General features: G+C 37.4%; 14 protein-coding genes. 7 read left to right on the top strand and 7 right to left on the bottom strand.

Annotated features, from left to right (window positions below; genetic code table 11):
- Positions 1 to 11 precede the first annotated feature (11 nt).
- From J7E57_RS09880 to J7E57_RS09870, 3 genes are read right to left on the bottom strand one after another with little or no spacing between them, the layout of a single operon-like run.
- Complete coding sequence (locus J7E57_RS09880; protein ID WP_215127544.1) at positions 12 to 746, bottom strand: DNA-formamidopyrimidine glycosylase family protein; 735 nt, start codon at positions 744 to 746, stop codon at positions 12 to 14.
- A 1-nt stretch (position 747) separates the two neighbouring features.
- Positions 748 to 951, bottom strand: coding sequence for a KTSC domain-containing protein (locus J7E57_RS09875; protein ID WP_215127542.1), 204 nt, complete (start codon positions 949 to 951; stop codon positions 748 to 750).
- A gap of 44 nt (positions 952 to 995) precedes the next feature.
- Positions 996 to 1376 (bottom strand): hypothetical protein, encoded by a 381-nt coding sequence (locus J7E57_RS09870; protein WP_215127540.1) that lies wholly within the window; start codon positions 1374 to 1376, stop codon positions 996 to 998.
- Positions 1377 to 1487: 111 nt separating this feature from the next.
- On the opposite strand from J7E57_RS09870, the gene J7E57_RS09865 reads away from it, so the two are divergent.
- The 4 genes from J7E57_RS09865 (at position 1488) to J7E57_RS09850 (ending at position 5421) form a co-directional block, all read left to right on the top strand.
- On the top strand, positions 1488 to 1676 hold the full coding sequence (locus tag J7E57_RS09865; RefSeq protein WP_029277933.1) for a hypothetical protein: 189 nt from the start codon (positions 1488 to 1490) through the stop codon (positions 1674 to 1676).
- A 587-nt stretch (positions 1677 to 2263) separates the two neighbouring features.
- Positions 2264 to 3055: a HipA family kinase gene (locus tag J7E57_RS09860; protein ID WP_215127538.1), complete on the top strand. Its 792-nt coding sequence runs from the start codon at positions 2264 to 2266 to the stop codon at positions 3053 to 3055.
- Positions 3033 to 3416 carry a DUF3037 domain-containing protein gene (locus J7E57_RS09855; RefSeq protein WP_215127536.1) on the top strand — a complete coding sequence of 128 codons (384 nt, stop codon included), beginning with the start codon at positions 3033 to 3035 and terminating at the stop codon, positions 3414 to 3416. The genes J7E57_RS09860 and J7E57_RS09855 overlap by 23 nt, the downstream gene beginning before the upstream one ends.
- A gap of 91 nt (positions 3417 to 3507) precedes the next feature.
- Positions 3508 to 5421 (top strand): AAA domain-containing protein, encoded by a 1914-nt coding sequence (locus J7E57_RS09850; protein ID WP_215127534.1) that lies wholly within the window; start codon positions 3508 to 3510, stop codon positions 5419 to 5421.
- A 54-nt stretch (positions 5422 to 5475) separates the two neighbouring features.
- On the opposite strand, the gene J7E57_RS09845 is transcribed toward J7E57_RS09850, so the two are convergent.
- The gene (locus J7E57_RS09845; protein WP_215127532.1) at positions 5476 to 7329 is read right to left on the bottom strand and encodes a DNA topoisomerase 3; all 1854 of its coding nucleotides are present in this window, start codon (positions 7327 to 7329) and stop codon (positions 5476 to 5478) included.
- Between the two features lie 203 nt (positions 7330 to 7532).
- Here J7E57_RS09845 and J7E57_RS09840 point away from each other — a divergent pair, with 203 nt between their 5' ends.
- On the top strand, positions 7533 to 7976 hold the full coding sequence (locus tag J7E57_RS09840; RefSeq protein WP_215127530.1) for a hypothetical protein: 444 nt from the start codon (positions 7533 to 7535) through the stop codon (positions 7974 to 7976).
- On the opposite strand, the gene J7E57_RS09835 is transcribed toward J7E57_RS09840, so the two are convergent.
- Positions 7973 to 8758: a murein L,D-transpeptidase catalytic domain family protein gene (locus tag J7E57_RS09835; RefSeq protein ID WP_215127528.1), complete on the bottom strand. Its 786-nt coding sequence runs from the start codon at positions 8756 to 8758 to the stop codon at positions 7973 to 7975. The genes J7E57_RS09840 and J7E57_RS09835 overlap by 4 nt on opposite strands.
- A gap of 339 nt (positions 8759 to 9097) precedes the next feature.
- On the opposite strand from J7E57_RS09835, the gene J7E57_RS27255 reads away from it, so the two are divergent.
- Complete coding sequence (locus J7E57_RS27255) at positions 9098 to 9220, top strand: hypothetical protein (protein ID WP_255512125.1); 123 nt, start codon at positions 9098 to 9100, stop codon at positions 9218 to 9220.
- On the opposite strand, the gene J7E57_RS09830 is transcribed toward J7E57_RS27255, so the two are convergent.
- Together J7E57_RS09830 and J7E57_RS09825 are read right to left on the bottom strand one after the other, a co-directional pair.
- Positions 9204 to 11111, bottom strand: coding sequence for a DUF3857 domain-containing transglutaminase family protein (locus tag J7E57_RS09830; protein ID WP_215127526.1), 1908 nt, complete (start codon positions 11109 to 11111; stop codon positions 9204 to 9206). The two genes, J7E57_RS27255 and J7E57_RS09830, sit on opposite strands and share 17 nt — an antisense overlap.
- Positions 11112 to 13085 carry a DUF3857 domain-containing protein gene (locus J7E57_RS09825; RefSeq protein WP_215127524.1) on the bottom strand — a complete coding sequence of 658 codons (1974 nt, stop codon included), beginning with the start codon at positions 13083 to 13085 and terminating at the stop codon, positions 11112 to 11114. It lies immediately after the preceding gene.
- Positions 13086 to 13269: 184 nt separating this feature from the next.
- Between J7E57_RS09825 and J7E57_RS09820 the strand changes: the two genes are divergently transcribed.
- A complete protein-coding gene (locus tag J7E57_RS09820) occupies positions 13270 to 14223 on the top strand; it encodes a 3'-5' exonuclease (protein ID WP_215127522.1) in 954 nt (317 codons plus the stop codon).
- Positions 14224 to 14313: the final 90 nt, after the last annotated feature.

Genomic DNA, 14313 nt, shown 5'->3' with positions numbered 1-14313 from the left:
AATATTTTTAGCTAGACATATAGTCTTTGGCATTTTTTACAGAAATAAGTTTGCCGATGTGTTTTTCCGAGTTCTTTTTTCTCCATCTTATGCTTAAGCGGGCACTCTTTCTTACTATATACATCCCAATGCTTACTTAATGTATTTTCCTTTTTCCATTTTAAAAAATCAAAACTATAATTTCTGGCTTCCTTAACCAGTGCCTTTAATTTTGCAGGTGGTAAATTTTCAATTTTGGATAAGGGATGTATACGGGTACGGTATAAGACCTCGTTTTTAATAATATTACCCACTCCACTAAAAATCTGCTGATCCAGCAATATGTCGCAAACCAGCGCCTGGGGTTTTTCTTTTAACTTTTTAATAGCTGTACTGCTGTCCCACTCATCAGCCAATACATCATTTTCCCAGTGGTAATGTTTTTTAACATCTCCTTCCAGGAGGTCAACTTTGCAGGTATAAAAGTTTAATTCATCTTTTTTAAAGATCAGTCCCAATTTTAATGGCGCTTTTTTACGCTCATTAATTAAATAACTGCCAAATAGCATAAAATGAATACGGATTGTGAAATCGTTAAAACAGATCAGGAAATGTTTACCCCAGCTCTTAAAATCCTGGATCTTTTCATGGAGCAATCTATCCTTGTCGAAATTTGCATTGCCTGCTACTTCCAGTACTTCTGGTTTACCCAAATGGAGCGCTTTGATTAAATCTTTTAATATTACTATTGATGGACCTTCGGGCATATTATTCTTCCTCCAGTTTCTGGAATTTAAATTTATCCTTAATGTGACGGTTAAAATATCTTCCTTTCGAACCGGAAGCCTTTAACATCTTGTAAATTTTTTCGGGAACCTTTTTATACAAATAAATCATATCGGTTACAAAGATGATTTTCAATGTTTCTGTAGCTGCATCATAACTAAAATATTTGATTACTGATGATGGCATAATATTAATTTATACCTTAAAAACAGCTACAATTACAAATGGTTTCAATCGTTTTTGAGTGCTGATTCTTCTCGCTGAGCTTTAATCTTTTCCTTTTTCAGATCGATACGGATAATGTTATATAAACTCATATAAACATTTGCCACCCATACTATCGAAAAGAAAGAAATAACGTAACCACGCCAATCGGGATAAAGTAAGGTGAATTTGGTAATAAAAAGCAGAATAGCGGTTACATAATGACTGAAGCAATATTCGCAGGTAAAAACATAAAAAAACTTTCGTTTAAATAACTTATTGCAATTCTTCGAACGGTCTACACAAAATTCACGTGCTTCTTTAAATATTTCTTCTTTGGTAACTGTCCATGCGATGCAAGCTACGGGTAAGGCCATAATGAAAAGATAATAAATGTGTGCTTCCATAGTAATTAAATCAGGATATAAATACAACCTTAAACCCTTGAAAATGTTTATTAAGCGATAAACATTTTGATTATATTTATGTTAATTAAAATATAGCTAATTATTTGTTTTATGGAAAGATCAGAAATCATATCTCTACTTGAGGTAATCAATCAACAGGTTAGTTCTTCGGTTTTAGGTGGGATGGAAGAAGAATATGAAGAATTAGAAAGCATGGGCCTGATTAAAATTAACCGCGATTCGGTTCAGTGGTCGTCTGCGATGACGCCTGCAGGAAATGCTTATTTGGGGCATGATTAGTCGAGGTTAAATAATACTGCAAACTGATGAAGTTTATAGCATAGACGGCAAAAATTTACGGGCCTCATTTGTGCAAAGGAGAGCGTCAAAATAAATTGATCATTTCTTGTTATTTGGAAAGCAATTGCGATGGTTCTTCGCTTAAGGTAGTCCCGCCCCCGTTTCTGCCCCGATGAAGAACCGGGGCATTTCACTATGGTCGGGTTTAGGTTAATTGGTCCCTGCTCTTAGCTTCGTTTTCCCTGCAGTAGCCAATTTACTTAACACTTCCTGACTTTGAAATAAATTACTGTTCAAGCCACATAGCCCTGATGGAAATGGAAATCCCTTTTGGACGCCCGTTGCATTGTTTAATATCGGGTTTTAACCAAAAGGATTGGAATGGACAGCAGGACTGAACCCTCCCTAATGGCTACTGGCTTTGCGCTTCAAAAAAATAACTGTTTATTTTTAACGATTGATCAGTAGACCTCCCATCAGAATCTTTACGACTAAACTTTGACCAATTTATTGTTGGAATTCTGCTAAATTTGCAGCAAGTTTAGAATTGTGCCCTAAATAAATAAAAGGCCATTCTATCTGCAGATATGAACGATTTACAACTTAGAACGGTAAATGTAACCAGATACGTTACGCCTTTGCGCGAGGGTGGCTCTATGCCTGCCATTGCGGAAGCTGATGATAACTTTTTATATGTACTTAAATTTAGAGGGGCAGGACAGGGTACCCGGGCTTTAATTGCCGAACTAATTGGTGGCGAAATAGCCCGCTATTTAGGTTTGCGTGTACCTGAATTGGTTTTTGCTAATTTAGATGAAGCTTTTGGGAGAACAGAACCCGACGAAGAAATACAGGATCTGCTAAAAGCCAGCGTGGGCTTAAATTTGGCATTACACTATTTATCTGGCGCAATAACATTCGATCCGACTGTAACTACGGTTGATGCTAAACTTGCTTCGCAGATTGTATGGCTAGATTGTTTTTTAACCAACATGGACCGTACCTGCAGAAATACCAATATGTTGCTGTGGCATAAGGAGCTTTGGCTAATCGACCATGGTGCTGCATTATATTTTCATCATTCTTGGCAGAACTGGGAAGAGCAGGCTATTAAACCCTTCTTTTTGGTTAAAGACCACGTATTGTTACCGTGGGCTACTGAACTCGAAAGTGTAAATGATGAATTCAGCAAACTACTTAGCCCTGAAAAGATCGAGTCTGTTATTAATTTAATTCCTGACGACTGGTTAGAAGGCGAAACGAACTTTGAAAGCAAAGCAGCACACCGTAATGCCTATACGCATTTCCTTACTACCAGGTTAATTCATTCAACTATATTTTTAAAAGAAGCACAGCATGCAAGGGAAATTCTTATTTGAGTATGCTGTGATTCGCGTAATGCCCAGGGTAGAACGTGAAGAATTTATTAATGTTGGCATTATTTTGTTTTGTGCCAAGCAAAAATTTCTAAAAAGTATTTTTTCCCTGGATGAGAAAAAAGTCAAGGCTTTTTCTGCGGAGATAGATTTAGAAGAGCTAAAAGAGAACTTATGTGCTTTTGAAAGAATAAGTACAGCCGCAAAAGGATCAGGTCCGATTGGTCAATACGACCAGGCCTCTCGTTTTAGGTGGCTCACGGCAACCAGAAGTACGGTAGTGCAGTGCTCAAAAGTACACCCTGGTTTTTGCGATGATGCGGAAGAAACTTTATTAAGGTTGCGCCAGGAACTGGTTTTATAGTAATCAGTTTACTATTGGCAGTTTTTAGTTAGCAATCAAACAACTTAACAATTAACCAGTTAACCAATTTTCACAATTAACCAGTTTACCCTTGCCAAAAGAATATTTCAAAAAACTCCAGGATCTGCTCGATACCGAACGCAACGAAGATTTACAATCATATTTAAAACTTACTGAAAATACATCGGCTGCCGATAGGAGAGCCTTGGGTTTAACCTGGTACCCTATTGCAATCAGGAATACCGAAATAGGCCGTGGCGATTATTTAACTGTAGAGTTGGAACGGACTACCCATCAGGATTTTTCTCATCAGTTCCGTTTTGGTTCGGCGGTGGTATTATTTTCTAATCACGATGCCAAAGAAGATCGGATAGAGGGGATTATAAATCACCAAAGTGGTAGCAGGATGAAAATCAGCTTCCGTGTTGATGAATTACCAGACTGGACCAGAGATGGCAAACTCGGTGTAGACTTACTTTTTGATAATAACAGCTACGACGAAATGCAGAGTGCCCTTAAACAGGCTACACATTTGGCAGAAAATGAATCAGAAAATAAACTGATCCGTATTTTAACGAAAGGAGAAAAACCTTCATTTCGGGGCGAAGAGAAATTTATCATTCCAAATACGTTAAACGACTCACAGCAATTAGCAGTGAATAAAATTATTGCAGCCGATCATTTGGCTGTGGTTCATGGTCCACCAGGCACTGGAAAAACCACAACACTTGTGCACGCTATAAAATCGTTGGTTAAACACAGCGATCAAAAAATCCTGGTGGTAGCACCAAGTAATACTGCTGTTGATTTACTTACTGAAAAATTAGCGGCTGAGGGATTAAAAGTAATTCGTGTGGGTAATCCGGCAAGGGTTTCAGAAAGATTGCTTGCGGCTACTCTTGATCATCAAATGGCCGATCATCCGGAGATGAAAACGATTAAGGCTTTAAAAAAACAAGCCAGTGAGTATAAAAACATGGCTCATAAATACAAGCGGAGCTTCGGCAAAGCAGAACGGGAGCAACGTAAGGCCTTGTTTGATGAAGCGCATAAAATTGGAAAGGAAGTAGAAAAAACGGAGCAGTATATTATGGATAATCTGTTTACTAAAGCACAGATTATTACCGCCACCCTGGTGGGAGCCAACCATTATACTGTTCGGAATTTAAAGTATAATACCATTGTAATTGATGAGGCTGGCCAGGCTTTGGAACCTGCTTGTTGGATACCGATTTTAAAAGCGCAGAAAGTAATATTAGCTGGTGATCATTTTCAGCTTTCTCCAACTATAAAATCAAATGAAGCAGCCAGAAATGGTTTAAGTAATACTTTACTCGAAAAAGCAGTAAGTCTTCATCCAGAGTCGGTTGTGTTGTTAAAAGAACAATATAGAATGAACGCAGCTATTATGGGTTATTCATCTCGGGTGTTTTACAGAAATGAGTTAATAGCGCATCACTCTGTTGCCGATCATTTATTGTTTACCGGCGATCAACCGATTCAATTTATCGATACTGCAGGTTGTAGTTTTGACGAAAAATTAGATGGAACAAGTACAACCAATCCTGATGAAGCTGCATTTTTGGTCAAACATTTAACGAATTTGGTTGCTAGTTTGACAGATAAAACCTTAACTGATAGTTTTCCGTCTGTTGCCATTGTCTCCCCTTATAAACAGCAGGTTCAGATTTTAAATGCGTTGGTTCAGGAAAATGAAATTTTAAATCCATATCGCAATAACATTGCAGTTAACACCATTGATAGCTTTCAGGGGCAGGAACGTGATGTGGTTTATATTAGCCTCACCAGGAGTAATGGCGATGGAAGCATTGGGTTTTTATCAGATACCAGGAGAATGAATGTTGCCATGACAAGGGCAAAGAAAAAGCTGGTTGTTATTGGCGATAGTTCTACTTTATCGAAATCTAATTTTTATGCTGAATTTATCCAGTATGCTGAGCAATTGAACGCATACCACAGCGCCTGGGAATTTATGGAGCTATAACCGTAAAATTGTTGCTTTTTACAACTACTTCAGGTGACATGACGCAAGTTGATGCTAAGCCTTTTCCAGTTTCTTTTCTTCTGCAAGTTTGCCCGATATACTGGCCCCTGCAATTAACAGTTCGTGCGTAATGGTTTTGGTATATTCTGTAATTTCCGATTTAAAATCTTTTACGGATGAGCCTGAACGTATTTCTTCTAATCTTTTTTCCCACTGTCCGGTAAGTTCAGCTTGGGCTATCTGTTTATCTTTAACCACTTCATAAACAGCAAGTCCTTTATTGGTAGGTACAAGATTTCGCTTTTCCCTTGTTATATATTCTCTGGTGATTAATGTTTCGATAATGGATGCACGAGTTGCCGGAGTACCTAAGCCACTATCTTTCATGGCATAACGCAGTTCTTCGTCTTCAATCTCCTTGCCACAGGTTTCAAGCGCTTTTAATAACGAAGCCTCGTTGTACATTGGCTTTGGTTTAGTCTGCTTTTCTAAAAGAGATTTTTCTGTTATAGGCAATAGCTCTCCAACAGCAACCTTTGGTAAAGCTGCATTGTCTTCATCTTTTTTATCATCTTCAGGGTCGTTAAAAACAGCCCGCCAGCCTGCAGAGCGGATTACCGTTCCATTGGCCACAAACGTAACTCCTGATTGAATAGTTATTTTGGTTAATTCTTTAAGACATTCCTGGTGAAAAGCCTCAATCATCCGACCAACAACCATATCGTATACAGCTTGTTTATCTGAGCTTAGCCCATAAGCCTGTTCGCCAGTAGGTAAAACAGCATGGTGATCGGTTACTTTTTTAGCGTTAACACTTCGCTTATTTAAAGTAATGGTTTGCAAAAACTGTGCTTGCTTTCCAAAATCAGCATGATCGGTAAATTTTGCAATCAAATCTGGAACTCCGGCAAAAACATCATCGCCAATGTAGCGCGATCCGGTACGGGGGTAAGAAACCAATTTGCTCTCGTACAGGTTTTGCAAAATATTAAGTGTTTGATCAGCAGTATAGCCCTTTTTCTTATTGGCTTCTTGCTGTAAACTACTTAAGTCGTGCAATAAGGGAGGTGGTTCTTTTCTTGGCTTTGCTTCTACAGCTGTAATGTTTCCGCCCGTTGGAAAACCAGAAGCCACATCCTCTACAAGCGCAAATAACTTTTCTACTTCTTCCTTTTCTTTATAATTCGAAGTTGATATAGCCTTAAATGTCTGCTCATCTTTAGAAAGTAAAATGCTGATTTGATAATATGTTTGAGGAACGAAATTTTTAATCTCCAAAAAACGAGCACAGATCATGGCTAGGGTAGGCGTTTGTACCCGCCCTAATGAAAGAACTGTTCTGTTACCTGCCGAAATACTTAGCGCCTGTGTGGCGTTCATTCCCACCAGCCAGTCTGATTCTGAGCGGCAATGGGCCGAATTAAACAAGGTATCGTAATCGGTTCCGGGTTTTAAATTTCTGAATCCATCTTTTATAGCTTCATCTGTTTGCGAAGAGATCCAAAGGCGTTTGAAAGGTTTTTTGCATTTCAGATAATAATAAATGTACCTGAAAATCAATTCACCCTCACGCCCCGCATCCGTAGCCACAATAATTTCACTCGCCTCATCAAAAAGTTTTTTTATGGTGTCTAATTGTTTCCGTACTGCCGGATCTTCTACAAAGCCATCCTTTGTTTTAATCTTTCTAATGGCAAGTTTAAACTTTTGCGGAAGCATAGGTAAATGTTGCTTCCTCCAGCCAATAAAACCATAATCTTGAGGGGGAGCCAATTGTAATAAATGCCCGAATGCCCAGGTAAAAGAATATCCTTTACCTTCAATGTATCCATCTTTTCTGGTGGTTGCTCCGAAAACTTTAGCAAGTTCACGACCAACAGAGGGCTTTTCTGCAATTACAATCTTCATGAATGGGCTTATCTTTTCAACCCCAAAGATGATTAAAATATTGGCAACAGATTAAAAAAATTACTCACAATACTACTTAACATTCGTTTAGGCAAACAATTATCAGATAATTTTGTCCATCATTTGTGTCAGAAATTTTTATATCGGATTGATTAACAATTCGGTAATATCACTATCTAATAGCTACAATTGATTTTTAATGAATGGATAAAATTTATGAACTGGCAGGTAATAAAATTAAAGTAGGGCTCGAACCGCAATTAATCCGCGTATATAGTAATGCTCAACTTTGGACTTATCTTGATGGAAAAGCAGATGCAAGGTTTGAGCTTTTGATAAATACAATTAAAGCCGATTATGAACAGCATTTCGGTAAAGCACTAGCGATTTCCAACGCTTCGCTTATTGTAGAAATCCTGGTACATGTGTATTGCGATTATCTGGGACTATCTTTCAATCGCATGGTGCAAATAAAATGGATTCAAGCTTTGATTAACAAACTGCTCAAACGGGCAGAAGTTGTAGACTGCGGCGAAAAGGGGGTAGACAGTAACCGTTGGGTTTGGGATTTACTAGCCAGTAGCAAATCGTTTTTTATCTGGATTTTACCTAAAAACCTGAACGCCAAAAATATTAAACAACATTAATCCATTTGGGCTGCTAAAATCTGTTCCTGATTTAATACAACACTTGCTGCCAGTGTTTCATTTAAAAATGATGAATTGTATTGTTGTTCTGAATTATTGATGAACAGTACCGTTCGGTCAGAGATGGTATTGATCACCTGATCGGCCAACTTAGCCGGGACAGCAGGACAACCCTGACTTCTGCCCAGTCTGCCTAATTGATCGATGCTTTTTTGACTTACATAACTGGCGCCATGAACCACAATAGACCTTTCTCTTGCATTGCTGTTAAAACCTTGGTCCATGCCATCCAATTTAAGCGAACGGCCATGTTTTCCGTAGTAGACTTCACCGGTTAAATAAAAACCTAAGCTACTCTGGTTCGAATTGATATTGTTGGAAAAGTAGGCTGGTTTATCGCCACCACTGTTTTGCCCATGAGCTACCCAAGTATTTAATATCAATTTTTTACTCGCAAGATCGATAATATACAGGCGTTTTTTAGAACTTTCCTGATCAAAATCTGCAATGGTTAAAATGGATTTGCTATGTAAAAGACCAGAATATTTTAAGTTATAAAAACCGGTTAGGGCTTTTTCAAAAACCTGTTCACTTAATCCGGCAGAATCTAAATGAACCTGATGGTAAATATTTGATATATATTGATTGTATAAGCTATCTGTAGCTATGTGCTTAACTACTTCTTGTTGTGTATGGGGAAGCTCCGCTGCTTTCCAACTTGTTCCGACAATGCTCATACCCATCAAAAAAATCGTAGCAATGTCCAGGATGTATTTCTTCATTCAGTATGGTTTAGTTTGATATTGAGCTATTTATACGGTTGTTTTGCTCAAATGTTGCCCAAATCAATTCTGTAGCGTTTCAAATACAATTGGTTTTACATTGTTGTGACTTAAGTTGCTGTGATATAGCTTTTGGGAATGTGAAGCGGCAAGCTATATCATATCTGTTGTTTCCCGCAGAACCGCAGAAGGACGCAGATTTGAGTGGCTTGTCATTCCTAACGGAAATGATCCTCTAATTAAATTATAATCTGTGTTAATCACCCTAAATCTGCGGGGAAAAACTTAGTAATTTTTCTTTAAATCTATTTTCCTATTTTTGCTGCATAAAAATGTAAAATGCCAAACGAAGAAAATGATTACTCTTTCTGGACCAAATACAAAAGATTCGCTTCAACAGAAATTTTAATGTACCTGATCATGATTATTGGTATTGGCCTCGGGATTATTTTTTTAAGCTAAGTGCTAATTTTAAATAATCTGCAGAATTTACATCATTAATGAATTTCGAAAACTCATTATACTGCGCTGCAGGAAATGTACCATCGTTTAGTATAAATTTCCGGTAATAGGTTAGTTTGTTGCCTACTAAGCTGGCCTTACATACATATTCCCCGAAAGGGCTTTTAAACGCTTTATCTTGTCCAATAATCAATTCTGTAATTACATTATCTGGCAAGGTATAAACAATGCTATCTTCGTCTGTATATCCACGGTTAATGTAAACAGGCAGTGTTCTGTTCTTTATTTCAGGAATTGACCGCCTCAGGTTAAAGGCATTGAGCTGTAAAAACATTCTATTTCCATTAACAGGCGCATAATTTCTGATATTAATGCTTACTTCTTCCGTTAATTTGGGCGATATATCTTTTTTTTGCGCAAAGGACACTGCTTCGAAATCAATATTGTCAATGTTATAAGCTTCTTTTAGTAGTTTATGTTGTTCGGTTATTGATTTACCAATCAGCAATTCCTGATTTTCATATTGTGAGCCAGCATAAACGGTATTCATTTTTCCAGATACACTGCCATCTAACTGAACAGTTAAGTTGGCTTTACGTATCTGCAAGTTCTCAGCCGTGGTTAGTTTCGGTGTATGCAATAGTTTACCTCCTTCGGTAGTACAGGCAAGCACTAATCGATCATCTGTAAAATCGCTTAAAAAGCCAAAGGGGATTTTTTGGCTGGTGCATTCTAACCAGGTTGTGTCACCCTTTAATGGCATGCATAAAATAATATGATTGCCTTGTACCATGCTGGCATAGTTTGGGTCCATACTTTTCTTTTCAGAACCAGCCGATACTACGCAGTAATAAGAATCTATATTTGCTGCACTGAGCAGGCTTTGCATATAGTTTACCAAAGCTTTACAATCACCATAACCCAACCGGTCTACTTCGCTGGCTGCAATCGGCTGAAAACCGCCAATACCAATTTGTACGCTGATGTACCTCGTTTTGTCCTGTAGATACTGATAAATTTTACGTGCCTTATCTTTGTCGGTTCTTTCGTTTTTTACCAGATCTTTTACCATTTCAATGGTGGCAGGTGGCAGGGCTTTGCGTGCTGCTAACAGATCGTCATAAATCCACTTGCCTAGCTCTTTCCAGTTGCTATAACTGCCTTTATGGTTGTAATAATAAAACGCCTGCGGAGCAATTTGGATGTTGGTTGCATAAGTTTCGTGTGCCGGACTATAGGGTTCAGTTCTAACGGCGAGGATATTACTTGCTTTCCAGATTGTTTTTTTCTGCTTCTCATCAGTTAGTACTTCTGGTGTTCCACTATAATTTTGGGTTTTTATTCTTACCTGATCTGTTGGCTTACAAATAAACGTGTAAGTGCTTTTCTCTACTGAAACATCATCTGCTGGTTTCGGGCTCCAATCGGGTATAATCAGATTTTGCTTATTTCTAATTTCATAATTGTAAACCAGGGTGTAAGGATACTGGTTTACCGATGGCAGGTAGTGTTTTACGCGGCTATCAACAAATAAGGAGAACCCATCTGCCGCGCTCATATCAGCAAAATCGTTTTGAGAAAACTTGTTGGTGAGTTTGCCAACGCTGTTGTAAACTTCTCCTTTTATCCCTTTAATTGAAATATTTTTATCGTAATAGAGTACCAAACGTGCTTCGTCCTCTCCATTTTGGTTAAATACCGTAATGGCTTTTTTTACATTAAGCATTACGTTATCAGGCGAGCGCATATCGATGGTTGTTTCTTCATTCCTGATACAGGCATTGGCGCGGTTGCGCAGGTTAGCGGGGATTAAATCAACATCATAGTTGTCTTGTGCAAAGCCAACAACAGAAACTAAAAGCAAGGAAAATACGGTAAATAAGAATCTCATTTAATTTGCTTTTTTTAATAAAAACTCTGTTTTCTGGTTTTGGATGATCTTGCTATAGAATTCCTTTAAGAAAAGATATTCTTCAGGCTGATAAATAGCATTGTTAAACTGTAAAATCTGACTCATCGAAATGGTGTTTCCATCTAAACCTGTTTGCAATAAATACTTTCCACCAGCATTGGGTAAAGCTATTGCCATATCTTTTGGTTTTTCTATCAATTGGTATTTTTCTGATAAAAGCACATTGATGATAATGCGCTCGTCAGACGCTGCACCCAAATCAACTGGGTAGGTACGTTCGTTTAAATTAAATGGATTTTTCGAAATGGTATTGATAAAAAATGGGCTAAAATAAAACTGATCTTTATTTGTGCCATCGTTTATGGTAAACTCAACCTCGTATTTTTCTATTAAAGAATTTTCTACACTATCCAGGTTCAAAATTTGATGATCAAGTATCTTAATTCTGGTTAAACGTTCATCAAGCTTCTCGACATATTCATCGGGCGAATTGTATCGAAGAATATCTTTACGTTTGCCATATGCCGCGTAACCCATGGTATGGGTAGTTAAAGTGCCAATGATTTTTCCTTCAGTTGTCATTTTTCCCGTTAGGATATAACTGGTAGTTGTTTTCTGGCTGGCCTTTAAATCAATCCAGTAAGATGGTTTCTTTAAATTGATTACCCTGCCTTGGTCGTTAATACACCGAAGTGGTAACAATCCGAAGGGTAGAAGTGGTTCTGTAGCATCCAGTAAATAACTTTTATCGGCAAGATTTACCTTAGCAACAAGGTAATTAAAATCACTCATTACCGGATAAAGTTTGTTTACAGTTCCATTATCACGGGTAGAAAGGATAACAGCCTCTGCATCTAAACCAGCTGCAGAAAGTGCCGCAATTAGGCTCAGGTTAATATCTGCTACATTGCCCGATCTGTTTTCTAGTGCTCTTTTAATGTTATCTTCTGCGTATTTTCCGTAATAATTATTCCATTTGATCTGTTTTTTAATGTAATTATAAACGGCTTTTGCTTTATCTAAATCGGTAGTACTTCCTTTCGTAATTTCTGGAATGAGGTCTTTAAAAACATCTTTCCTTTTCATCTGATCGCCCAGGGTTTTATACGATGACAGTTCATAATCAACATCTTTCCAGGTTTTAGTATAGGAAGTTTTTGCTCCATTCAAATTCTGTACGTCTGAAAGCTCAAAATAAATAGCCGATTTAAAGTTACTGGGAGCGGTCATGTTATCTTCTTCGATAAATGCCGGAATGTTTTTCATCATGTAGTTGATTTTTGAGCAATCGATAGCTACGCCTGAAAGCCTTAAACATTCTTTGCTCAGTTCTGCTTTTTGATCCGTCAGTTTTTGAAATCCGCGTAAGGAAACATTGTAATTGTAAATGCCTGGGATGTAAACCAAATATTCGCTAATCACCTTTGGAATGTTGCTTTGAAATTCCCATGTTTTGAAATTAAATAAGTTGGGCGATTTTAACCTATAACTATATTCAATTATAGCGCCTTCTTTGAGGCTTGGAAGCGTAAACTTGGTTAGTCTGGTGTATTTTGACCGGTTTTCAGTGAAAACAGCCTTTCTGTCCATTACGGTTTCTACAAAATTATTGTTTACATAATTAAAAGTAGAAGCTTTTAAATCACTGATCGTTTCTTCCCGAGATTCGTCTTTATAGGTTGGAATAACAATATTAGCTTCCTTAAAGCCTTCTTTATTGTAGATTTTGATTTTCACATGGTGCTCAAAAATCAGTTCTAAACTTCCAGTATTATCATCCCTTTGGATAGATGCTGTACCAAACTCTTTTAAAACAATAGCGTTGGCATTACTGTCTAATTTTTTTCTGTCAAATTCGTAATCATCATAAGTGATTGTGCCAAAGTCAAAGTTTTGAGCATGAGTAGTTAATGATAAAAATAGGAGGAATAGTATGGCTAATGTCTTATTCATTTGAGCGTATATAAATTGTCGCAATTTAATCCTACAAACTAACATTCTGAAATAATTTGACAATTAAATTTATAAATTAATAAAGCTGTTTTACAGAACTAATGAAACCTTTTTAGCACTTTTGAAAAAAAAGAATTTGACATTCCGATTCAAATCTAATGTCGCCAATCTCACATCATAAGAAATGAAATTAAATTTAAAGCGCCCTTTAGCATTTTTTGATTTAGAAGCTACTGGAATTAATGTTGGAGCCGACAGAATCGTTGAAATAGCGATTTTAAAAGCCATGCCAGATGGTTCTGAACTGGTTAAAACCTGGCGTGTAAATCCAGAAATGCCGATTCCTTTGCAAACTTCGTTAATACACGGTATTTATGATGAAGACATTGCAAACGAGCCTACCTTTAAAACTTTGGCAGCAGAAATTGCCGAATTTATTGGCGAAAGTGACCTGGCGGGATACAATTCGAATAAATTTGATATCCCGATGCTTTTAGAAGAATTTTTAAGAGCTGAAGTGGATTTTGATATGAACAAGCGCAAGTTTGTTGATGTACAGAACATATTCCACCAAATGGAGCAGCGTACCTTAAAAGCGGCTTATAAATTCTATTGCCAGGAAGATTTAATTAATGCACATGCTGCAGAAGCAGATGTTATTGCCACTTATAAGGTTTTACTAGGACAGTTAGAAATGTACAAGGAAACCGAGTTTGAGAGCAAACAAGGTGTAAAAAGTATTCCCGTTGTAAATGATGTAGATGCACTGCATATTTTTACCAATATTAATAAACCTGTAGATTTTGCCGGTAGATTGGTGTATAATGATAATGATGAAGTGTGTTTCAATTTTGGTAAACATAAAGGTAAAACAACTGCACAGGTATTTTCTGTAGAACCTAGTTATTATGCCTGGATGAAACAGGGGGATTTCCCTTTGTACACAAAGAAGAAATTAGATGAGGAGTGGGCAAAATTCAATGCCAAGAAAAACGAAAACAAGGCAGCAAGACCTCAAAATAATACACCAACAAATAAGCCTCAATATCAACAAAAGCCTCAGCCTAAGCAAGAAAAACCAGCACAACCAATCAATACGGATATGTTGGAGCAGTTGAAAATGAAGTTTGGTAAGTAGGTTTTGGTTAATCGGTTAACTGTTAATATTGGTTGGTTATTAAAAGATAACATTAGGCTATGTGCAAAGCGCTTGCCCTAAACTCAAAAA

The sequence above is a fragment of the Pedobacter sp. ISL-64 genome, assembly GCF_018613605.1.
In the GTDB taxonomy this organism is placed as follows: domain Bacteria; phylum Bacteroidota; class Bacteroidia; order Sphingobacteriales; family Sphingobacteriaceae; genus Pedobacter.
The sequence above is the reverse complement of the archived record's forward strand: the minus strand, read 5'-3'. Positions and strand labels throughout refer to the sequence as shown.